Annotated in this window: 18 protein-coding genes and 1 pseudogene; 6 read left to right on the top strand and 13 right to left on the bottom strand. The window is 38.5% G+C overall.

What is annotated here, in order from left to right:
- Window positions 1–7: 7 nt before the first annotated feature.
- The 3 genes from MTN97_RS01460 to MTN97_RS01450 form a co-directional block, all read right to left on the bottom strand.
- Window positions 8–877: an EamA family transporter gene (locus tag MTN97_RS01460; RefSeq protein WP_036983825.1), complete on the bottom strand. Its 870-nt coding sequence runs from the start codon at window positions 875–877 to the stop codon at window positions 8–10.
- A 189-nt stretch (window positions 878–1,066) separates the two neighbouring features.
- Complete coding sequence (locus MTN97_RS01455) at window positions 1,067–2,068, bottom strand: Gfo/Idh/MocA family protein (RefSeq protein WP_248473479.1); 1,002 nt, start codon at window positions 2,066–2,068, stop codon at window positions 1,067–1,069.
- 37 nt (window positions 2,069–2,105) lie between these two features.
- Entirely contained in the window at window positions 2,106–3,107 is a 1,002-nt protein-coding gene (locus MTN97_RS01450; protein ID WP_248473477.1) for an AraC family transcriptional regulator ligand-binding domain-containing protein, read from the bottom strand.
- An 89-nt stretch (window positions 3,108–3,196) separates the two neighbouring features.
- Here MTN97_RS01450 and MTN97_RS01445 point away from each other — a divergent pair, with 89 nt between their 5' ends.
- Window positions 3,197–4,807: a GMC family oxidoreductase gene (locus tag MTN97_RS01445; protein ID WP_248473475.1), complete on the top strand. Its 1,611-nt coding sequence runs from the start codon at window positions 3,197–3,199 to the stop codon at window positions 4,805–4,807.
- Here the strand turns inward: MTN97_RS01445 and MTN97_RS01440 are convergent.
- From MTN97_RS01440 to MTN97_RS01430, 3 genes are all read right to left on the bottom strand, one after another.
- Window positions 4,804–5,613 carry a class I SAM-dependent methyltransferase gene (locus MTN97_RS01440; RefSeq protein WP_248473474.1) on the bottom strand — a complete coding sequence of 270 codons (810 nt, stop codon included), beginning with the start codon at window positions 5,611–5,613 and terminating at the stop codon, window positions 4,804–4,806. The genes MTN97_RS01445 and MTN97_RS01440 overlap by 4 nt on opposite strands.
- Before the next feature lie 6 nt (window positions 5,614–5,619).
- A complete protein-coding gene (locus MTN97_RS01435; RefSeq protein ID WP_013463074.1) occupies window positions 5,620–6,018 on the bottom strand; it encodes a hypothetical protein in 399 nt (132 codons plus the stop codon).
- Between the two features lie 67 nt (window positions 6,019–6,085).
- Entirely contained in the window at window positions 6,086–6,505 is a 420-nt protein-coding gene (locus MTN97_RS01430; RefSeq protein WP_016899606.1) for a DUF3429 domain-containing protein, read from the bottom strand.
- Between the two features lie 297 nt (window positions 6,506–6,802).
- Here MTN97_RS01430 and ahpC point away from each other — a divergent pair, with 297 nt between their 5' ends.
- Window positions 6,803–7,372, top strand: a complete 570-nt coding sequence (gene ahpC / locus MTN97_RS01425; RefSeq protein ID WP_008115650.1) for an alkyl hydroperoxide reductase subunit C — start codon at window positions 6,803–6,805, stop codon at window positions 7,370–7,372.
- Between the two features lie 164 nt (window positions 7,373–7,536).
- Complete coding sequence (ahpF, locus tag MTN97_RS01420; protein ID WP_076922006.1) at window positions 7,537–9,114, top strand: alkyl hydroperoxide reductase subunit F; 1,578 nt, start codon at window positions 7,537–7,539, stop codon at window positions 9,112–9,114.
- A 95-nt stretch (window positions 9,115–9,209) separates the two neighbouring features.
- On the opposite strand, the gene MTN97_RS01415 is transcribed toward ahpF, so the two are convergent.
- From MTN97_RS01415 to MTN97_RS01405, 3 genes and pseudogenes are all read right to left on the bottom strand, one after another.
- Entirely contained in the window at window positions 9,210–9,401 is a 192-nt protein-coding gene (locus MTN97_RS01415) for a DUF3185 family protein (RefSeq protein WP_248473472.1), read from the bottom strand.
- Window positions 9,402–9,448: 47 nt separating this feature from the next.
- Window positions 9,449–11,473: an ATP-binding protein gene (locus tag MTN97_RS01410; RefSeq protein WP_248473470.1), complete on the bottom strand. Its 2,025-nt coding sequence runs from the start codon at window positions 11,471–11,473 to the stop codon at window positions 9,449–9,451.
- Between the two features lie 189 nt (window positions 11,474–11,662).
- Window positions 11,663–12,342, bottom strand: a pseudogene (locus MTN97_RS01405) (patatin family protein); the annotation flags it as partial.
- Between MTN97_RS01405 and MTN97_RS01400 the strand changes: the two are divergent.
- Entirely contained in the window at window positions 12,277–12,567 is a 291-nt protein-coding gene (locus MTN97_RS01400) for an isochorismatase family protein (RefSeq protein WP_248473468.1), read from the top strand. The pseudogene MTN97_RS01405 and the gene MTN97_RS01400 sit on opposite strands and share 66 nt — an antisense overlap.
- A 69-nt stretch (window positions 12,568–12,636) precedes the next feature.
- Here MTN97_RS01400 and MTN97_RS01395 read toward each other — a convergent pair whose 3' ends face one another.
- The 3 genes from MTN97_RS01395 to MTN97_RS01385 form a co-directional block, all read right to left on the bottom strand.
- Window positions 12,637–13,089, bottom strand: coding sequence for an NfeD family protein (locus tag MTN97_RS01395; RefSeq protein ID WP_036983833.1), 453 nt, complete (start codon window positions 13,087–13,089; stop codon window positions 12,637–12,639).
- A 17-nt stretch (window positions 13,090–13,106) separates the two neighbouring features.
- Complete coding sequence (locus MTN97_RS01390; protein ID WP_248473466.1) at window positions 13,107–14,060, bottom strand: slipin family protein; 954 nt, start codon at window positions 14,058–14,060, stop codon at window positions 13,107–13,109.
- Between the two features lie 126 nt (window positions 14,061–14,186).
- Window positions 14,187–15,611, bottom strand: a complete 1,425-nt coding sequence (locus tag MTN97_RS01385; protein ID WP_248473464.1) for a diguanylate cyclase domain-containing protein — start codon at window positions 15,609–15,611, stop codon at window positions 14,187–14,189.
- A 223-nt stretch (window positions 15,612–15,834) separates the two neighbouring features.
- Here MTN97_RS01385 and MTN97_RS01380 point away from each other — a divergent pair, with 223 nt between their 5' ends.
- The gene (locus MTN97_RS01380; protein WP_036983838.1) at window positions 15,835–16,728 is read left to right on the top strand and encodes a cation diffusion facilitator family transporter; all 894 of its coding nucleotides are present in this window, start codon (window positions 15,835–15,837) and stop codon (window positions 16,726–16,728) included.
- A gap of 42 nt (window positions 16,729–16,770) precedes the next feature.
- Here the strand turns inward: MTN97_RS01380 and MTN97_RS01375 are convergent, their stop codons facing one another.
- Entirely contained in the window at window positions 16,771–21,270 is a 4,500-nt protein-coding gene (locus MTN97_RS01375) for an EAL domain-containing protein (RefSeq protein ID WP_248473462.1), read from the bottom strand.
- A 159-nt stretch (window positions 21,271–21,429) separates the two neighbouring features.
- On the opposite strand from MTN97_RS01375, the gene MTN97_RS01370 reads away from it, so the two are divergent.
- Window positions 21,430–21,984, top strand: coding sequence for an isochorismatase family protein (locus tag MTN97_RS01370; RefSeq protein WP_036983839.1), 555 nt, complete (start codon window positions 21,430–21,432; stop codon window positions 21,982–21,984).
- Window positions 21,985–22,017: the final 33 nt, after the last annotated feature.

Here is a 22,017-nt window from a genome sequence, read left to right as displayed (position 1 = left end):
TTAAATATTAAGCAGGAGTTGGCTGCTTTTTACTGTTTGACGTTGAGCTACCAACCGAGGCAATAATAACTAATAAAATAGCAAGCCACTGCCAAATGCTAAGTAGTTCACCTAAAATAACTAAGCCAGCGAGTGCTGCAATAGCGGGTTCAAGGCTCATCATAATGCTAAACCCTTGCGGCGACATATTACGCAGCGTGATCATTTCTAAAGTATAAGGTAAGGCACTTGAGAGTACCGCAATGGCAATACCTAACGGAATAATATCCCAAGTAAATGCAGCACTTTGTGATATACCACCATAAGGTACAAGCACAATAGCTGAAATGGTCATACCCATCGCTACTGTTGCTCCACCAGAGCTTTGGCTGCCGGTTTTTTTACCAAATAAAATATAACCTGCCCAACACGCACCCGCTGCAAGCGCTAAAATCACGCCAATTGGGTCTAAACTTTCTTGGCCTTTCATATCGGGTAACAGTAATAATATTCCGGTTATTGCGCAGGCAACCCAAAATAAATCACGCTTTCGTCTTGATGAAAATAACGCAACGGCAAGGGGCCCGGTAAATTCAAGCGCAACACCAATACCCAGTGGAATACGTTCAATGGCGTAATAAAATAGAATGTTCATGCCGCCTAGGCTCAGACCATAAATTAAGATGGGTAAACGCTGGCTTGCAACCGGAAAGTGTCTCCAAGGTTTAAAAATTAAACAAAGAATAGCGGCAGAAAAACCTAAACGTAAGGCCGTTGTGCCCTCAGGGCCAACAATAGGGAAAAGCTGCTTAGCCAGTGAAGCCCCAGACTGAATAGTGATCATTGCAAGCAATATGCATAAAATAGCCAGTAATAGCTCTTTGGTTGATTTTTGCATGGTCGTCCTTAAAAATTGCCACTTAATTGCGGCGCATATTACCTGCTTTTACCTACGCAGGTAAATGTAAATTAACGTTTTACATGGAGTTCCCAGTGATGAGAGGCTATCACTGGGCTGAATAAAAAAGCGTTACTCTTTTTAAGATTGAGGTGGCAGGTAATGAGGGCTGACTCATTGAGTAAAAATTTATAGTTCAGCTTTACTATCTGCAGGGTATATAACGCCCAATTGCGCGCGGGCGGTATCGAGTACCGTCATCACATCGCGTGAAAGTTGGTGGTTGTTAATATGTGACTCTAATGTGTTTTGCTCAATCATCTCAATAAAGTGCGCAACTTCATACTTCATAAAATGCTCATCAAAATCTGCACTTATTGTTTCTTTTTGGCCATTATTAGCGATGAATTCCACTTTTTTAAGCTGCGATACAGCTTCAATACGAATACGGCCTAACTCACCTTGTATTTCGGTGATGTTCTCGCCCTGCGATATTTTTGAATAACTAATTACCGCTTGTTTATCTGCATAATTTAAAAGTACATCGCCGGCACCATCAACACCGGTTTCTAGCAATACGCCACTGGCGTGCACACTGTTTGGTGCGCCCCACAGTGCTATAAGTAAATAAAGTGGGTAAATACCCAAGTCTACTAATGCCCCATTTGCAAATTCAGGTAAAAAGGTATTAGGGCGCTCACCGTTTTTGAGCTTATCGTAACGTGACGAGTATTGGCTAAATTGGCCAATAAATTTACGCGGTGTACCAATTCTTTTTAATGCGTTTTTTAAAACAGCAAAGTTAGGTAAATGCGTTGTCATCATCGCTTCCATGTACAAACGTTGATGTTTTTGAGCAGCTGTTAAAATAGCCGTAAGCTCATGACTATTTGCTGCTGAAGGTTTTTCGCCAAGTACGTGTTTGCCCGCTTTTAAACACTGTATTGCATACGCACTGTGCAGGCTATTGGGCGCAGCTATATAAACTGCGTCTACTTGTTCATCTTGGCACACAGCATCAATAGAGGTAAAAATTTTAGCGTCGGTATTTGTTGGATGATTAGCTAAAAAGCGCTCGCCGCTGCTTATTTGGCGAGAGCAAATACCGTATAAATTAAAATTACTCAGAGTACTTGCCGCATCGAGTAGGGTGTCGCTAATAAAATTGGTACCTACAATCACAAAATTCATGTTTAGCCTTTTTATGTATTTTACGCAGCTTTGCAGTTTAACAATGTTTTGCTCTAAATGCGCGGGCAGAGCAGTTAAACCAGCGTTTTACACTGGCACTTAATGTGGCTTGTTCTTGATAACCTAACAGCTCGGAAATATGTGAAATAGAAAATTGGTTTTGCATTAAATAGTGTTCACATAATGCGCGGCGAGTGGCATCTTTTAGTTTTACAAAACTGGTGTTATGTTTTTTAAGTTCACGGTGCAAGGTCCGTGGGTGCATATTAAGTGCCGTTGCTATCGTTTGGTTTGAGCATTGAAAAAGGGGCAGCATGGGTCGAATAAGTGCACTTACTTGCGAAGGTAACGACTGAGTATGCGCATTATTAGCGGCTAAAAAGTTTAATGCGGCTTGTACTTTGTGTTGATCAGAAACATTAAGCGGCAATAATAAATCGTCTTTGGCGATTAAAATACCGGCGCTGTTTCTGTGTTCAATAACGTGACAGCCAAAGTGCTGATGGTAAGCGCGTAGATTTGTATCAAGCTTTTGCGGTAAAAATACCTTAATGGGTTTGCATTGATTTTGGCTCACTTTTTTTAAGGTGGCGAGCGCCAGTGCAATTGTTAATTCAATAACTTGATTTATAACAGGTAATGGCTTGAGTTTTATTTCGAATGATAAAAATATATTTTGGTCATCTTCAAGTGTATGCGTGGTTAAATTAAGTGCGGGTGTATGTAAGTGTAGGTATTTAATTACCCACGTTAGCGCTTCACCTAAATCAGTTCCACTTTTAGCAGCGATAGCGATATGCCCTAAAATATCAAAGCTTTGTTTGCTAGCGAGTTTAAGGCCAAAACTTGGGTAGTTTAAGCTATGAGCGCAGTATTCTAAAAGCTCAGCATAATGGCGATAAGTTAAGCTTTGTGTTTCAAGGGAGTTTAACGCTACCTCAATGGCGCAATGGCGCATAATGCTTGTTGTATCACCACCTAGTTCGGTAATTAATGTATCAATTCCCTGCAAAGAAGTGGCTTTAATTAGGCTGCTCATAACAATTGCATTAGTGGAGAGGTGTCTAAAAATATCAAGTTTTCAGTAGATAATCCATGCAAAGTAGTTTTTTTAATGGGAGATTTTTTATGCATACCACCTCATTTGATTACATTGTGATTGGCGCAGGCAGTGCCGGCTGTGTTGTTGCCTCGCGATTATCTGAAAATAAAAATGTAAGTGTGTGTTTAATTGAAGCCGGCGGCCGTGATCAAAGTGCTATGGTGCAAATGCCTGTGGGAGTTGCAGCTAGTGTGCCTTATGGCATTAATAGTTGGCATTACAATACGGTGCCACAAAAAGAGCTTAATAACCGCTGTGGGTTTATGCCCAGAGGTAAAGTGCTTGGTGGTTCAAGTTCTATCAATGCCATGGTGTACATAAGAGGGAATAAAAAAGACTACAACAACTGGGCCGCTATGGGAAATACCGGCTGGGATTATACCAGTTTGCTGCCTTATTTTATCAAAGCTGAAAACAACAAAACCTTTACCAACAGCCCATATCATGGTGTAAATGGCCCCTTACATGTGCAAGAGCTAAGTTTACCAAGCCCAGTTAATCAGCTGTTTTTAAAAGCATGCCAAGAGCAAGGCGTGGCCCTTAATGACGATATTAATGCGCAGCAACAGCTAGGTGCGCGGTTATCGCAGGTCACTCAACATAAAGGGGAGCGTTGCAGTGCGGCAAAAGCGTACTTAACACCTAATTTAGCTCGTAAAAACTTAACCGTGCTCACTGACGCGCAGGTGCATAAAATTAATTTTTGCGGGAAATCTGCAACTGGTGTAACAGTTGCAGTTAATAATAAAAGCTTGGTGCTAAATGCCTATAAAGAAGTTATTTTAAGTGCCGGTGCTATTAACTCCCCACACCTTTTAATGTTATCGGGAGTGGGGCCTGCAGATCATTTAAAGCAGCATAACATTGAGCTTGTAACGCCATTAGAAGGTGTAGGCAGTAATTTGCACGATCACTTAACCGTTGTGCCATTATACAAAGCAAAATATTCGCAAGGCACATTTGGAATAAGTGCCAGTGGTGCGTTTAATATTGCAAAAGGATGTGTTGATTGGTTTGCCAAACGCGAAGGAAAGCTAACCAGTAACTTTGCCGAATCGCATGCGTTTATAAACTTATTTACAGATTCTATTGTGCCCGATGTGCAACTTGAATTTGTTATTGGGCTGGTGGACGATCACAGCCGTAAACTGCATTATGGCCATGGATACAGTATTCATAGCAGCATAATGCACCCTAAAAGCCGCGGCACTATTCGTTTAGCGGATGCCAACCCTTTAAGTGCGCCACTCATTGATCCTAATTATTTAAGCCACCCCGATGATTTACAGGTTATGCTACTTGGGCTTAAAAAAACATTGAGCATAATGCAAAGCAAAGCGTTTGATATTATTCGTGCAGATATGGTATATCCGCTTGATATTAATGATGATACGCAGCTTATTGAGTTTATTAGGCAAACAGCCGATACAGAATACCACCCCGTAGGAACCTGCAAAATGGGCCAAGACGATATGGCTGTGGTTGATAGCGAATTACGTGTTCACGGTGTGCAAAATTTACGAGTGGTAGACGCCTCTATTATGCCCAGTATTATTACCGGAAATACCAATGCTGGGGTAATAGCCATTGCAGAAAAAGCCGCTGATTTAATTAAGCTCGCCGCAATCTGTGATTAATTTGACTTATAAAACGCGGTTAACCATTGCTGCCAGTCTTGTTCTAGTTTGAGCATTTGCTGGTGTTTTTTAGCGGAAAAATGTTTGTTTTTATCCTCATCCGCTAAAAACGGCCCCACACGACAAAGCGGGCAATAATCATCAGTTAGATAATTCGGGGTTGTTAACATATCACTTAATTCGGGTGGTGTATTTTCACTAAATACATAGGTAATACCGCTGGTGTCTTTGACGTGTTTGTCACGGTCGACATTGCGAATTTTATAGCCATCAAAGCGACTGATATCGAATGGCATTTGTCCTTGGTATGCCGCGTTTAAATGGGTATTTAAACTCCCCTCAATATTCCACTCACGATACGGTTTAACATCTTTTGAGGTTATATAACATAACCCAGGGCCTTGAGGGTTCAAGGCAAACTCATTGGCATATTTTATAAATTGATGCAGTAACGCACGGTTAAGCACGTTCATGCTGTTATTACGTGTATTTTTCTCAAATGCGTCGCGACCAATAAACGCAGGAATAAGTGGAAATTGAAAAATCACCACATCAAAGCTGTTTAGGTGCTCGGCTAGTTGTTGCCAACATTGTGTGTTGGTGACATCAAATTCATTAAGCACATTAACTTTATGTGCTTTAAGTGAAGCAAGCGCGTTATCGGGGTATTTTTCTGTAAGAATTGCAGCTGCATCATAGGTTGAGGCAACTAACTTTTGCGGTTTAATGTGGTTGTAAAGCGCGTTTGAAAACGATAAGTCGCCATCACCTACCGTGAGTATGTTCCAATTTGGGTTTAAGTACATATTAAATTATATGTTTTTATTAGTAACAGGCGATGTGTCAGGATGCGGTGTACTAATCAGCTGTTGATGTAACCTATACATAGCTAAACGCGTTTTTAACCCTTCAATGGCAACTTGTTTAAGAATTAAATTAAAGGTAATCAAAATAGCAAACACAATATGAATAGGGCCATGAGTAAAACCGGCTTGAGGGTCGTAAATGGCTAAGCCAAATAAAACAAACAACACCACCATAAATATTTCAATGAGCTGATTTGAATAAAAAGAAAGACGCCCCTCACTTTTATGATCTTTTTTTATGCTAATAGCGCAAAAAAACGGGATCACTTTAATTTTAAAAGCCGCGTTTTTTTCTACAAAATTCTCACCAAGGTCAGTAAGCTGTTGGCGTAGTTGGTCTATCATGGTGTGTCCTCTCAATACAGTGCGCGGATGTTACCCTATTACAGACCAATGGTTAAGCCATGGCGTGTTATTTAGGGTAAATACTCATACCAATAATTAAGATATGACACACAAATACCACTGATGTGAGCACAAAACGCATTTTTTGATAATCTTTATGATAACCCTGCCACTGTATTGTGGCCTTTTCAAAAATCAGTACTAACCAAAAACTCGCGCCTAACCACGCAAGCATCCACTCAATCGGTAAGAATGATAAAAACGGAATAGGAATGACCGGTAGCACTGCTTTAATCGCATCGGCAAAGCTTTGTTGGCCTGCATGCCATAAATTACCCGCCATAAACGCTAAAATAGCAATGCTGTAAAAACTAAAAAACTCTAAATTTACACTGTTACTGCCAACCATGAGTGGCCAGCCCACACAGCCTAAAAATGGCAATAAGCCCAAATAGCCAAGTTGAATGTGATTGACGAATTTTTCCATAAACGAAATGCCTTTAAAGGTTGTGTAATGTAAACCACGTTATTGTAGCAAGGATGTGCAGTGTAATCTTATTAAAATCTATATAGCGCAACTGACTATGAGTGGTAGTTGAGTTGTAACTGCTTTAACGCTTAAAAGTAAGCAGTAGATCACTCCTTGGGTTTTTAATCTTAAAAATCGATTGTTTTAATCTAAACAATCAATTTTATTTAATTTCTCAATGGCCTTATTGTATTAATCAAGCCAACGCACAAGGCGTTAACTTTTTAAATACACTAAACATAAATGAGGAATACTATGAGCACTTCATTGATTAACACAAAATTACAACCTTTCAATGCAACAGCTTACCACAATGGTGACTTTGTAGAACTCACTGAAAAAGACGTATTAGGTAAGTGGTCTATCTTTTTCTTTTACCCTGCAGATTTCACATTTGTATGCCCAACTGAATTAGGTGACCTTGCAGATCATTACGCACAGTTACAAGAAATGGGCGTTGAAGTTTATTCAGTATCAACTGATACACACTTTACGCACAAAGCATGGCATGACACGTCAGACACCATCGGTAAAATTACTTACCCAATGATTGGTGACCCAACAGGGCGCATTACACGCAACTTTGGTGTCATGATTGAAGATGACGGTTTAGCACTTCGCGGTACATTTGTAATGAACCCAGAGGGCGAAATCAAAGTTGTTGAAACACATGACTTAGGCATTGGTCGCAGTGCTAAAGAGTTAGTTCGTAAAGTACAAGCAGCGCAATACATTGCAACACATGATGGCGAAGTTTGTCCTGCATCTTGGCAGCCAGGTGAAGACACATTAGCACCTTCACTAGACCTAGTTGGTAAGATTTAAACCTTACCACTAACTAAATTTAGAGTAGAACATGACTCTAAACCCAGTGAGCCTGTATAGGTTCACTGGGCACTCTCCCACGCCATCACACGTTTCTAAAATTTCGCACATGCACTGATGGCATGGGAACCTTGCTGTTTTAATTTTCCTTAAGGGGCTAAGCCATGTTAGACAACAACATAAAGAACCAATTAAAAAGCCATTTTGAATCGCTGACTCAGCCTGTTGAGCTGCTTATCGCCTTGGACGACAGCAAAAAATCAACAGAAGTAGAAAGTTTAGCGAATGATTTAGCGTCACTAAGCGATAAGTTTAGTGTGATAAATAATCCCGATACTAACGCCCGTAGGCCTTCTATGGTGGTGCATTCACCAGAAAAAAACACCCATATTACCTTTGCAGGTGTTCCTATGGGACACGAATTTACTAGTTTAGTGTTAGCGCTATTACATACGGGTGGTCACCCTAGTAAAGCAAGTAAAGATGACATTGAACAAATACAAACACTTGAGCAAACACTCAATTTTGAAGTGTACATTAGCTTGAGTTGCCAAACCTGTCCGCAAGTTGTGCAGGCACTCAATACTATGGCAGCAACAAATAGCAATATTAAAGCCACCATGATTGATGGGGCATTATTTCAAGATGAAGTAGAGCAAAGAAACATACTGGCGGTACCCGCTGTATATTTAAATGGTGAACCCTTTAGCCAAGGGGCTATGAGCCTCACTGATATTTTAAATAAAGTGGATAGCAAAGGTGCACAGCGCCAAGCAGCATCACTCAATGAAAAGTCGGTGTTTGATGTACTTGTCGTCGGTGGTGGGCCAGCTGGTGCTTCGGCAGCTATTTATTCAGCACGTAAAGGGCTCAATACTGGGGTTGTAGCAGAGCGATTTGGCGGTCAAGTTGCTGATACATTAGCGATTGAAAATTTTATTTCAATTAAAGCAACGCAAGGGCCAAAAATGGTGGCTCAGTTGGAAGAACACGTTAAAGAATACGATGTTGATGTTATGCACAACCAACGCGCGGCAAACCTGCAAAAAGGCAGTAATGGGTATGATATTACGCTAGAAAATGGCGCTGTGTTAAAGGCAAAATCACTCGTACTAGCAACCGGTGCACGCTGGCGCGAAATGAATGTACCCGGTGAGCAACAGTATAAAGGCCATGGCGTTGCTTACTGCCCGCACTGTGATGGGCCTTTATTTAAAGGTAAATCGGTTGCAGTTATTGGAGGTGGTAATTCAGGTATTGAGGCGGCAATTGATTTAGCCAATATAGTTGAACACGTTACTGTACTTGAATTTGCAGATACGTTACGCGCCGATGAGGTACTCATTCGTAAAGCTAATAGCTTAAAAAACATCACTATTATTAAAAATGCCCAAACCACGGAAGTACTTGGTGATGGCAAAAAAGTAACGGGGTTAAGTTATACCGACCGCCTTAGCGGCGAGAGTAGGCAGTTGAACTTAGCCGGTATATTTGTACAAATTGGTTTAATACCCAATACCGAATGGTTGAAAGACAGCGACCTTGAACTGAGCCAATTTGGTGAAATACTCATTGATGCCAAAGGTGCAACATCGTTACAAGGCGTTTATGCTGCAGGTGATGCAACCACTACGCCATTTAAGCAAATTATTATTGCGATGGGGGCGGGCGCAACAGCAAGCCTGGGTGCGTTTGACTATTTAATTCGTCAAACGCCCGATGCAGAGCAAAGCGCTGCTTAATAGTGTTTTAGCTTAAAGTCTCTTGATATAACAGCTCTCACCCATAGCTGTTTGTTCACCCAAGCCGCCCTCTCCAAAGGCGGCTTTTTTGAGCGCTATTTAAGTCGGGTAATACCCACTAAAATACACACTGCCCCGCCAATAAAGCCTAGCCATGCTTCTATAGGGGGTTCGCCATTTAATGCGCGGGTAACTTGTGAAGATGCAGAATCGTAAACATCATAACCCCACATACCAAGCGCTACGCCAATAACAATAAGTGCAATACCAATGATTTTATTTGTCATAATGATCCTTTGTTTTTTGTGCAAGTTAATCTGAGCGACATTTGTTGTTATGGTGTGGCTACGCCCAGTCTTTTTAGTGTATTTGTAATTGCTTCTTCTATCGCTGGAAGCTTAAACGGTTTGGCTATAAACATGTCCATGCCCGCTTGCTGGCAGTTTAGTTTATCCTGTGAGGAAGCATTAGCAGTTAACGCCACAATATAGGTTTGTTGCGGGTCACAAATACCTTGTGCTTTTAGTTGCCTAGTGGCCTCGAAACCATCCATGATAGGCATGATGCAGTCCATAAAAATAAGGTCAAAATGCTTTTGCTTGCATTTTAACAAGGCATCTTGGCCGTCTATAGCAAAGTCTGATTTTATATTAAACTTATCCAGTGCCGCTTCTAATACCAGGCGATTTATTTCGTTATCATCAACTACCAGAACAGATAACTTATTACTGTGATTATTAATAGATTTAAGGCTAGGTGTTTGTTTTTGTTGTTTACCAAGTTCAATCGGGATACTTAAGGTAAAACATGTGCCCACGTTAATCTCACTGGTTACCTCAATTTTGCCATTCATAAAACCAACGAGCTCTTTAACAATGGCTAAGCCTAACCCAGTGCCATCTTTATTGTTGTTAGCATCAACCTCTTGGGTAAAAGGCTTAAATAATGAGTTTAAATACGCTTTACTCATGCCGCGACCTGTGTCGGTTATTTTAATGGTAAGTAAAGGGGACTTTGTATCTAATGTTAACTGCGATTCAAGAGAAACAGATCCATGCTCTGTAAATTTTAGCGCGTTACTCAGTAAATTAGATACAATTTGGCTTAATCGAGAGGTGTCGCAGTATACCCAAACATCATTAGGAATGTTGTTTGTGGCTAGTAGTTCAATGTTTTTATTACTAAACAATACCGAATATAAAGAAACCAAATCGGTAAATACCGTTTTAAGTAGAGAGTGGTGAGGCTCCAGTTTTAACTCACCATGATTTATTTTTGAAAAATCGAGTACTTCATTAATAATGCTTAATAAAATGTCAGCACTTCGAAGGGCTACTTTTATTTTTTCTGCTCGCTTGTCATAATCGTGTTCATCAATGAGAGTCGCTAACATTCCCGTAATACCATTAAGCGGGGTTCTAAGCTCATGACTAATTTTGGCAAACAGCATACTTCGGTCTTGGAGAAGTTGTTCTGCAAGTGCTTTTTTTTGTTTTAACTCTTCGCGTAACTTAACGGCTTCAGTTATATCTTGAAAAGTACCAAATAATCGCACACATTTGCCGTTGTTAAACTCGGCCTCACCAAAAGTCGACACCCAAATGTTTTGCTGCTTTGCGGTAACTATTTCCAGCTCTAAATGCCATTTTTCACCCTTAGATACCGCATTTTCTACCGCTTTATTAATGCTATCTCGACTTTTACCCGCTTTATAAAATTCAATGGCTGTTTCCATGTTTGGAGTATAGCCTTCTTCGGCTTGATGAATACGTCGAGTTTGCTGGCTCCAAAAAATGCTATTGTCTATTAGGTCGACTTCCCATGTGCCTATATTTGCAACGCTTTCAAGTTTCAATAAGGTGTCACTATTTTTAGTGAGATTAACTTTATCCTGATTGCGCGCAAATTCTGAGCCCAACCACTGAGCCAATAATTCAATATAATCATAAGCTTCATCGCTAAAAGGGGCGCATTCTTGAGCTGATGAAAAGTTAACAGTTCCAAATACATCTGTACCTATTCGTATAGGCGCTCCAATATACGCCTCCAATTGGAAATTAATATAGCAAGGATGATTTGCAATACTACTTTGCGACGCATTATGAAATGCCAGTGCAGAGTTGGCCAACAAAGTATGTGTACAATAGGTGCTGTTTAACTCAAACTCAGTACCAATAGCAAGAGAGTTGTCAGGGGTAATAGCATGTAAAACAGTGTAAGAATTATTTTTTACGCGGCCGATAATAGCCAAATCGAGCTGAAAAACATCGAGCCCAAAAGCAAGTAAGTCTGCAATTTTTTGCTCAAAGCTAAGCTGTTGATCAGAGATTATATTATGAAAGCATCGAAGAAAATTCACAAAAAACCTTATTTTATTTAGTATGTACACAAGAACACGAGCAAACACTACGCCTAAACATAATCTATTTTTTGACAATAAGCCATTATCACATAACTCCTTATTACATTAACTCGCGGGTTTAAAAATTAATAGCTTGAATTAGATGTAAATGCAATTTTGACTTCGAGCAATCTGTTTGTAATGGTTTTATCGCTCATAACCAATGCTACCAAATCTAGGGTTATCCAAGTAACTTATAGCTTCACTTATGCCCATTTGATAGCCTGAATTGAGTATAGCTCGATTTTTGGTGGTGCGGCCGACTTTAAACCCTGTTGGTGGTGCAATAATATTTATTTTGCAATCTGACGGAGCATGGTGCAAAAAATCAATACTGTCATTATAATTTTTAGAACGCTGTATGGCGGCCTCTGCAAGCGCTGGGTTCTGTTTATAGAGTTGTTTAGTTAACCACGGTGCTTTGTTGTCTTTTTTACGGTAGCCTAAAGGTTAGGAAAGGATAACCGTTATTTCTGATGCACCCATTTCATAGGCTTTTTTTACCGGAATAGAATCGGCAACGCCACCATCGGTCATGGCGATCCCGTTTATTGTTGGGTAATCCCGATAAGCGATTGGGATGGCGCAAAAGGCTTTTAATTGCTCAACCATTTCATTGCCCGTTGCTTGCAAATAGTGAGCTTTACCTGAATCTATTCCCGTGGCAACAATATAAAATCGTAAAGAGATTGCGAGAATTCGTCGGTATTCAAGGGGATTTCACGAACTGTTTCTTGCCACAGCCAACCTAAATCAAATAGATGGTCGCCTTTGATAAAACGTGCGAGATTGATAAATTCTGGCCTGCAGGAGTAATCGGTAATAATAAATTGATCATTGTTGGGTTTATGACCCACATGTGTGTGACATTTACAGCGCAAGGTGCATTTTTAAGAGGTAACCACGAAACGGTAGTCGCTGACGCGTGCGCTTCAAGACCATTACAAACTTCAGTAAGTGATGTGTTGGCATCTGATCTACATAAAAGTGCTTTAGCAACCATTAATGACTTATATGGCGTGGTTACCCCAAATGCTGATGACTTAAGCTAACAAATAAAAAATTTTAAGGGCAGTAATAGTGATATTACAGCCCTTAAAATCTAATGTGATTCTAGTTGGCTAAATGGCTTCAACCCACATAGTGCCTACTTCTTTTTTTACGACCTTAACATGTGTACCTGCAGAAAGTGGCTGTTTACTTTTTAACTTCCAACTAATTCCAGAGTAAAGATGCATTGTGAGACCGTTTTCATCAACATCGTCAGCTAAAACAAAATCAAGCTCAGCAAAGTCGCTTTGTACACCTTTTTTGTCCACATTGTTTTGCATACGCTTTAATGGTTTCCATAAAAATAGCGCAAACCCAGCTGTAATAAGTGTGTTACTCCACAATGCGGTAGTTAAAGAGTCATCTAACAAGTTAAAGTTCATCATTAAACCGCTAGTAAACAAAGACATACCTAAAAATAATAATATAAAGGTAGACATACCTAACACAGCCACTTCGATAATGAGCGCAAGCACACCTAAAATCATCAGTGCTTCAGGTAAGTTGTTAGTAATAAGCGTCATTATTTATCCTCAACAGATTAAAGTTTTTGCTTTTGATTTATTGAGTTAATAATTGACATGCCTTGTGCAACTAATGAGCTTGCATCAGTGGCGCTATCGGGTAATAAAACAACAGACGATTCTTTCGCAATAGCTTCTTTAGCGGCAATGGCTTTGGTTGCTAAATCGAGTTGAATCGCTTTTTGGCCTTGCTCAGTATCTGCAGCTTCACCTACTTTACGCAGCGCATCAGCTTGCGCTTCTGCAACAGCAATAATAGCTTTAGCTTCACCCTCTGCGCGCAAGATTTGTTCAGCTTTTTCACCTTCAGCACCTAAAACTTGAGCCTGTTTTTTACCCTCGGCAACATTGATGTTTGCTTGACGATCACCCTCTGATTCTAAAATTTGCGCACGTTTAACACGTTCGGCTTTCATTTGCGCTTCCATCGCTTCCATCACGGATTGTGGTGGTACAATGTCTTTTATTTCGTAACGTAAAACCTGGATACCCCAGGGCTCAGCTGCTTGGTTGATAGAGGTTACGATATTAGTATTGAGGACATCACGTTCTTCAAAGGTTTTATCAAGCTCCATTTTACCCAGTTCAGAACGCATGGTGGTTTGTGCTAGCTGCGTTACTGCAAATACGTAATCGTCAACCCCATAAGTGGCTTTGTATGGGTCAAGCACACGAAAGTACAGTACACCATCAACAGATAACGAAATATTGTCTTTGGTAATAGCTGACTGTGAGGGGACATCTTGGGCTTGCTCTTTTAAGCTACGGTCGGCAGCAATGCGATCAATAAAGGGAACAATAAAATTTAAGCCCGCTTCTTTGGTTGATTGGTATTTACCAAAACGCTCAATCAGCCATGCACGGTTTTGTGGTACAAATTTAACGCTACTCTTTAGCAGCACTAAAACAAAAATCAGTAAAAACGCTTCAACAGTAAAAACAATATTTATAATTTCTGCGATGGGATCCATAGGGTTTTTCCTTGTTAATTACGTTCAGTTCAAAAACTGCACGATGCTTATAATTTCAACAAGCTACAGATTATCATTAGTTTTTAATTTGTACTATAAAAACAGCAGGTAGGTTTTATAGATAGATTATTCAAAAATACATATTTGATTTCTGCCAGCTTTCTTTGCTTTATATAAAGCGATGTCAGCGCTTTTTATTAAGCTTTCTGTGTGTGTATCTGCATTTGGATAACTACAAAAGCAACCAAAGCTAAGTGTTATGTAAGGGGCAATAGGAGAGAACTCATGCGTAATATTAAGTGTTTTTATTTTTTGCTCAATTAACAAAGCAAATTTATGGCATTGCTCTATATTCGTAGCAGGTAAAATGATTGCGAATTCTTCACCGCCATAGCGAGCTGCTATGTCACCCTCACGCTTACATAAACTTTTTAAAGCACGAGCAACGTGTTTTAACGTTTCATCGCCTTTGTGGTGGCCATAATTGTCGTTATAGCGCTTAAAAAAGTCGATATCACACATAATTAAACTAATTGGTTGGTGTTGTCTTGCAGAGCGTTTAATTTCGCTCTTTAGGGAAGTATCAAAAAAACGACGATTAGCAATATTAGTTAGCGCATCGGTATTCGCTAATTTATTGAGCTTTATATTGGCGTTAATTAATTGCTGTTGGGTTAACTGTAGCTTTTTTTTATAGTTAATATTTTTAAGTGCATTATTAATGATTTCGCCTACGAGCTTTATTCTAATTAAATCTATTTTGCTCCAATGACGTTTTGTTTTAACACAATCACAACCAATAAACCCTACTAGCTCTTCATCAAAACGTAGGCCTATGCACAAAACAGATTGAATATTTTGCTCTTTAAATTCAGCTTTTTCAGCGTCGGCTTTTGTTGGTAGTTGTTCAATATCATTGACTTGAAATAGATGGCTCTCATTCATTATTTCAAAAAAGTAGGGTAGCTCAACTTTGGGTACATTTTGTAGTCTGTCTTTGCAAGCGATAATGCCCGTATTGACCCATTCGTGAGTATTGGTGATAGTTTCGTTGTCGGTATTGAATTCAAATAAATAACTGCGGTCTGCTTTCAAAACAGTGCCAATGGCTTTAAGGGCAAAGTTAATTTGCTGGTCTATATTGTCATTTTGTATATCAATGAGTTTGGTAGAAATTTTAGAGATAATTTGATCAAAGTTATATTGTTCTGTAAGTGTACGATCTTGCTCTAAAGTGATCATAGACATAGAGTCATTAACTATTGAGTGGTTAACATTTAAAAGCTGCGGCGAAAATTCACACTCTAATAAAACAGCTGTGATATTTGATGAAAATAATTGCTCAATGGTTATCACCGTATCATCATTAAAGTCGCGAAGCGTAATATTGTTAAAAACATCGCTGCTAAGCGCGTCGTCACTATTTATGTTAAGTAACGTTTTGGCATGTTGGTTTAAGATGTAATTATGTGTTTTATTGTTATAAACAATCACCGCTAAATTAATTAGATTAAAAATCTGCCAAATTGTATTGTTTGAGTCATGGCTCACTGGTTTCTCCGCATTAAAATATGAAAACTACCCATATTTATGAATTAATTATTATTTTTGTATCCGCTTAGTTACTTTTAGTACAGTTTTTTGTATTTTACTAAGTTTTTAGTGCGTTTATTTGGCCTACGTATTACAATTGTGACTGTATATCATTACGTATTTCCCAATTTGCTTTATTTCATAAGCTTACTTTATTTTTAGTGAAGGTCTATTATATTTCATGACAGAAATAACCACACATCACGCTTCTCGTCGCCGTTTGTTAATTGCACTTGCAATTACCTGCTCATTTATGGTGATTCAATTAGTGGGTGCGTATTACGCAAACTCACTTGCAGTACTTGCTGATGCAGGGCATTTGTTTGTTCATAATAGCTCTTTGTTCATTGCTCTCATTGCGTCTAGCTTTGCTATTCATTTAGCTAAAACCTATAACGATGGCCATCAAAAAGCAGAGCTAATAGGGGGGTTGATCAACGGCGTTTTATACCTAGCCATTAGTTCACTTATTTTATATGAGGGCACTGAGCGCTTTATGCATCATAAAGGGGGACATGAGCTGGTTATTAATAGTTACTTAATGTCGGTAATTGCTGCTATTGGTTTTTTATTTCATGGCGCAGCGGCATGGGTGCTTTATAAAGGCCGTAAGGCGAGCATTAATGTGTATGCCGTGTTTTTACACTCGTTTTTTGATTTAATATCAACGGTTTCTACTTTTGCTGCTGGTGTACTTATATACTTAACAGGCTGGAATGTAATTGATATTTTATCGAGCATGTTAATTGCGTCTTTTGTCTTGTTTACCGGTATTAAGGTCATTGTTAGCTGTATCAAAGGGCTGCGTTCAAATAAAGCTAAGTTACCTAAAGTGGCCGATATTGAAACAGAAATAGCCACCATGGAACATGTTGAAAATGTGCACAATGTGACTGTTGTTCGTAAAAATAAAAAGGTGATAGTGGGGGCTCATGTGGTGTTAAAGCAACATTGCACTATAGAAAAGCATGATGAAGAGTGCCGCTTAAAGGTAATTAAACTGCTTGCAGATAAATTTAATGTGCGCAACAGCGTATTACAAATAGAAAGCTACGAATGCAAGCACATACACTAATGCGTTAAACCTAAAAGCGACTTAACTAAGTCGCTTTTAGTTTCATATCAAATCAATAATTTTTTCGAAGCACTCCGGGCTCATTAAATTGTTAGCACTCATAGGACGAGCGAAGTAGTATCCCTGTAGCTTATGACAACCTATATTTTTTAAAAACTCTAGCTGCTCCCGCGTCTCTACCCCTTCTGCAATACAATATAACTCTAAGTTTTCAGCGAGTGAGTAAATCGTTTTAATAATAGATTCATCCCCTTTATCAATACCAATACTATTAACAAAGCTTTGATCTATTTTTATCACATTAATTGGAAATTGACTCAAATAAGTTAACGATGAATAGCCAGTGCCAAAATCATCAAGAAACAGTTTGAACCCAGCAGCCTGTAAGCTTTTTAGTTGCTTAGCCGCTTTGTATTTATCTTCTAATAGCGTGTTTTCTGTAATTTCTAAACGAAGTTGTTGTGGTTTTATCTGTGCTTTTTCTAGTATGGAGCTGAGCTGCTGCGTTATGTTGGCCTTTAAAATATGTTTTGGAGACAAATTTAACGATATGTAAAACAACGGGTTAATGTTCAAAAGTGGAGCAAGCTCAGTAATTGCACGCTGTAATGCTTGCTCAGTTAACATATCAATTATGCCAGTCTCTTCAGCAATAGGTATAAATAAAGCGGGAGAAACCGGTTTGCCTTGGTTTTCCCAGCGCATGAGTAATTCAACCCCACTTATTGTTTTATCTAGTGTATTAACAATAGGTTGATAGTGATTAAAAAACAGATTATCCCTAGCAGCATCTTTTAAGTCGTTTTCAAGAATAAGCTTTTGTTTAATTTGCTCATTCATTTTTTCATTAAAAAATTGAAATCCATTTCTGCCTGCTTGTTTAGCATGCATCATGGCAATATCTGCGTTACGTATGAGGGCATCGGTCGATGTTGCATCGTATGGGTACAATGCAATACCAATACTGGCTGATATATTAATAGCGAAGTCTTCAATAATAACCTTGTTAGCCAGCTCTTTGCTCATTTCGTTGAGGGTGTGTTGTAAAGAGGCCATTGAGGTAACGTTTTCAACTAACACTAAAAATTCATCACCACTTTGGCGGCCAAGTGTAGCGTCATCACCTAAGTATTGGCTCACTCGCTCGGTAATATTGCACAATAGTTTGTCACCCACTGCATGGCCAAAAGAGTCATTGACGGGTTTAAATTTATCTAAATCTATAAATATAACAGCGCATTGCGAATCGTCTTTAGCGGCGCTTGTAATGGCATTTTCGATTTTTTGATTCATTAAACTACGATTAGGTAAGCCCGTTAACGCATCGTAATTAGCAAGGTAGCGTAACTCATTTTCAGCGCGTTTCTGCTCTGTTAAATCGGTAATAACAATAACATAATAACTGACTTTATCTTTTTCATTAGCAACGGCTGTAGCACTTAAATGAATAGGGTGTTTTTCGGCTTTTGTGGTCTTTACATAAGCATTTGTTTGCCAGTTTTCTTTTGGTTTAAGTGCTTTTAAAATTGTTGCAAACTCTCTACACTTAGCTTGACCAATGGCATTAATAAATAATTTTGAGGTAATAATCCCCTCTCTGCCTTCATCAGAAAACACATCCATAAAGCTGTTATTGGCTGAAAATGGCACGAGGTCTTCATCTAAAATTAGTAAAAAGTCATTTATTTGACTAAATGCTTCGCCTAATATTTTGGCTTGTTGTTCGTTTGCCAGCTGCTCGGTAATATTAGTAAAAATACCCGACACATAAAGAGGCTCTTTAGTGTCTTCATTATGAATAGTTTGTCCCAAATCATGAAACCATAACCAGTGCCCATCCTTGTGCCGTAAACGATAAGTAGCTTGCCAGTGTTTTTGCTTTGTTTGGTTTGTAAAAGTATTCCATTTACTTTGTAGCCTGCGACGCTCATCAGGATGCATAATATTAAAAAAACTACTTATATCGATGCGTTCAGGTAAGTTCTCGTAGCCAAGCTCTGCGCATCTATCTGTATTTACGGAGTTATCTGCAAAGCTATAGTTCCATACACCGCTTTTATTACTTTTTAGTGCCAGCTCAGTTTGTGTTTTAGAGTGCACAGCGGCGCGGTGAGCTTGTTCAATTGCAATTTTACGGCTTCGGTATTGCCAGAAAAATAAAAACAAAATAACAACAATAGCAATAAAATATAAAGTATATGCAATAGGAGACTGCCAAGGGGCGTAAGCTACACTAAATTTTAACTGAATGGGGTCACTTGTGATCACTCCATTTCGCTGTTGAGTAGACACAGACAAAATATAATCACCAGGTTGTAATTTAGTAAAAAACACCTGGTTAGATTTTAAATCGTTGTAGCTCAAAGATGAAGGGCCTGTAAGCTCAACTTTGTAGTAGGTTTTATTAATATTTTTATAGTCAAAATTTGAAAACCGAACCGTTAAGCCCATATCGTCGTGCTTAAGCATTAATGGATCAGTGCTGTATTTTGAAGGGGAGTAATTAAGGGCTTGTGAAAACAAACTAATATTAGTAATTGCTAAGTTATTATTGATTTTTCGCTGTTCATTATCAAACTGTTCTGGGTCAAACATTAGCACGCCGCTACGGTTACCAAACGCTAACTCGTTGTTGTGTAACCTTAATGCTGCTAGTGCTGTAAATTGATTGTTACTTAAGCCATCTTTTATTGTGTACGTGGTGATGTTAAGCGTATCTAAATTAAGTTGATAAAGACCGTTATCAGTACTTATCCATAAAAAGTCTTTATTATCTGCAATAAGTTTAAAAATAGAGTTAGTATTTAATGAGTTGTGTTTATCAAATACATGCACTTGCTGATATGTTTTAGCGTTTACTGCAATTAAGCCTTCTTGGGTGGTGGCTAACCACAGCAGCTCTCGCTGAGCATCGTAATAATAATTCTCTACTGTATGGTAAAGATTGTTTTTTGCTGTTTTAGATTTAAAAATAGTAATTAAAGTCGCTGTTTCTTCGTTGTATCGATAAAGCGTGTCAGAGGTACTTAACAGTAATTCGCCAGGGAAAGCCTCAGAGGGGGTATGAAACGTATATGCAAGCATGGGCGATACCTGATCTTTTAGTCCATTAATAACTCGGTTTTCGCCTGTGTTACCATTAAATATATAAAAGTTATCATTGTTTATATAAGCAAAAGTATCGGGTGCAACTTGTGCAATGCCGAACGTATAGTTGGTATTTAACTTGTACTGAGTAATGTATTTATTTTTTTCAAATGTTGTTGTTTCTTTATTAAAGAGATCGAGCCCGGAAGAAGTTGCTAGCCATAGGTAGTTATCGCCTTTGCCATATGCAGGGAAAATATCACCTATAGCCGATAGGCCATAAACCGCTTTGCTATCTTTAGATTGTAGATATAAGTCACTCTTTTGGGTTTCTAAGTTATACTGAACAAGCCCATCGTCAGTGCCTATCCACAGTAATTTACTATTATCTTGGTAAATAGTGTTTACAATATTATTTTCAGGTAAGGTTATTTTTTTAAACTTTTTTGTTTGTGCTGCCCAAGTAAATATTCCATGTGTTCTAGAGCCTAACCAAAGTAAGCCCGACTCATCAAACATAATATCGTTTATCGTGTTCTCTGTTACGTTGTAGTTACTATCTTTGAAGTTTAAAATAGGGCTAATGCTTGTGTTTTTTCTATCGAATTCAAATAACCCACTTTCTGTGGCAATAAACTCACCATACGGTGTGTTTATATAATCCCAAATATTATAGTCACTTATCAAAGTTGTTAATGCTGAAGGGGTTATATTTTTAATTTCATCAAAAGCAATCCGATACATTCCTTCAACCGTACCAATTAGCAAACCGAGCTCATCATCTATGGATAAAAATTTAACATTGTTGCTATCGTTTGTAACTTCTTGAATGTCGTTAAGTGTTATTTGTTGTAGGTCGTTATTGGCAAAGTTATAAACATATAGCCCTTGATCGGCACCAATATACAATGTGTTTTGGTATAATGATAATGCTCTAATAAACATATTTTCATTAGGCAAAGATGAGATGAGTGTTAGATCTTTTGATGTTTTACCATATCGGTAGATGTGCGAATCAATAGAAAAATAAAAATGCGCCGGTTGTTCAGCAACAGCCTGAACAGGAGAGAACTTTTCTTGATTTTGGTTTAAGTGCCCTGAATATATTAGCTCTGCTTGCAAGGTATTAGGGTTAATCAAATAACTTCCTGCAAGTTGAGTATTAACCAGAATTTGGCCGTCAATTGCTTTATAAACACTATTAATGTAGTTATTTTTTAAACCCAATTCGCTCTCGTAAGGCGTGACTTGGTATCCGTCGAATCGGTATAAACCTTTAGTTGTAGCAATCCATACATAGCCGATGTCATCTTGGAGTGATTTCACTATAAAGCTTTGCGACAATTGTTCGTTGTTAGTGATACGTTGTAATTGTTCTGAATAAGTTTGTGAAGCAAAGCTATGCTGCGAGCAAACAAATAAAAACATATAAACAATAAAGAAAAACTTACTCAAAAGCACTTATCCTTACAATGAACAAGGTTGGTATTAAATATTGGCGTGATATAACTTGAGTTTAATTCAAAAATTACAAAAAGCATTAAATGTAAACTGTTTGTTGTATTTTTGTTGGTGTGTTACAAAGTTAATCTGATTATAACGTAAGGACATAGTATGAATTACGCAGGAAATATTAAAGCAGAGCACAGTTTACTTTTAGTTATCGACTTACAAAGTAAGTTAGCACCAGCGATTGCTTCGTTTAACGACACGCTAGATTGTGCTCTGCAGTTAGCAAAAGCAAGTGCTATTCATCAAATTCCTTCAATAATTACAGAACATTATAAAAAAGGACTAGGTGAAAGTGATGAGAAAATAAAATCTGCGTTACCTAATGCACACTATTTTGAAAAAATTAACTTTAGTGCCTGTGTGCAAGAGGGGTTTTTAGATACTCTTGCGCAGTTAAAGCGCCCGCACATAGTTGTTATTGGCACTGAAGCGCACGTTTGTGTGTTACAAACATGCTTAGATTTATTGCAGCAGGGTTATGCGGTCACTGTGGCAGCTGATGCAGTAGCATCAAGAAACACAGAGCACAAAGCTATTGCACTAGAACAGCTTCGTCAAGCCGGTGCTATAGTGTCTTGCGTAGAGACCATCATATTTCAATGGACAACAAAAGCAGGGACGTCTACCTTTAAACAAATACTACCAATTGTTAAGTAGCGCATTAAAAACGGTTTTAAATCAAATAATTTG

It is taken from the genome of Pseudoalteromonas sp. 2CM36K (genome assembly GCF_023161865.1).
Lineage (GTDB): Bacteria > Pseudomonadota > Gammaproteobacteria > Enterobacterales > Alteromonadaceae > Pseudoalteromonas > Pseudoalteromonas tetraodonis.
Note: the sequence above shows the minus strand (reverse complement) of the source record. Positions and strands in the feature narration are given on the sequence as shown.

Coding starts and splice junctions, on each gene's coding strand:
- MTN97_RS01460 (WP_036983825.1), bottom strand. CDS start 877: ATGCAAAAATCAACCAAAGAGCTATTACTGGCTATTTTATGCATATTG.
- MTN97_RS01455 (WP_248473479.1), bottom strand. CDS start 2,068: ATGAATTTTGTGATTGTAGGTACCAATTTTATTAGCGACACCCTACTC.
- MTN97_RS01450 (WP_248473477.1), bottom strand. CDS start 3,107: ATGAGCAGCCTAATTAAAGCCACTTCTTTGCAGGGAATTGATACATTA.
- MTN97_RS01445 (WP_248473475.1), top strand. CDS start 3,197: ATGCATACCACCTCATTTGATTACATTGTGATTGGCGCAGGCAGTGCC.
- MTN97_RS01440 (WP_248473474.1), bottom strand. CDS start 5,613: ATGTACTTAAACCCAAATTGGAACATACTCACGGTAGGTGATGGCGAC.
- MTN97_RS01435 (WP_013463074.1), bottom strand. CDS start 6,018: ATGATAGACCAACTACGCCAACAGCTTACTGACCTTGGTGAGAATTTT.
- MTN97_RS01430 (WP_016899606.1), bottom strand. CDS start 6,505: ATGGAAAAATTCGTCAATCACATTCAACTTGGCTATTTGGGCTTATTG.
- ahpC (WP_008115650.1), top strand. CDS start 6,803: ATGAGCACTTCATTGATTAACACAAAATTACAACCTTTCAATGCAACA.
- ahpF (WP_076922006.1), top strand. CDS start 7,537: ATGTTAGACAACAACATAAAGAACCAATTAAAAAGCCATTTTGAATCG.
- MTN97_RS01415 (WP_248473472.1), bottom strand. CDS start 9,401: ATGACAAATAAAATCATTGGTATTGCACTTATTGTTATTGGCGTAGCG.
- MTN97_RS01400 (WP_248473468.1), top strand. CDS start 12,277: ATGGTCGCCTTTGATAAAACGTGCGAGATTGATAAATTCTGGCCTGCA.
- MTN97_RS01395 (WP_036983833.1), bottom strand. CDS start 13,089: ATGACGCTTATTACTAACAACTTACCTGAAGCACTGATGATTTTAGGT.
- MTN97_RS01390 (WP_248473466.1), bottom strand. CDS start 14,060: ATGGATCCCATCGCAGAAATTATAAATATTGTTTTTACTGTTGAAGCG.
- MTN97_RS01380 (WP_036983838.1), top strand. CDS start 15,835: ATGACAGAAATAACCACACATCACGCTTCTCGTCGCCGTTTGTTAATT.
- MTN97_RS01370 (WP_036983839.1), top strand. CDS start 21,430: ATGAATTACGCAGGAAATATTAAAGCAGAGCACAGTTTACTTTTAGTT.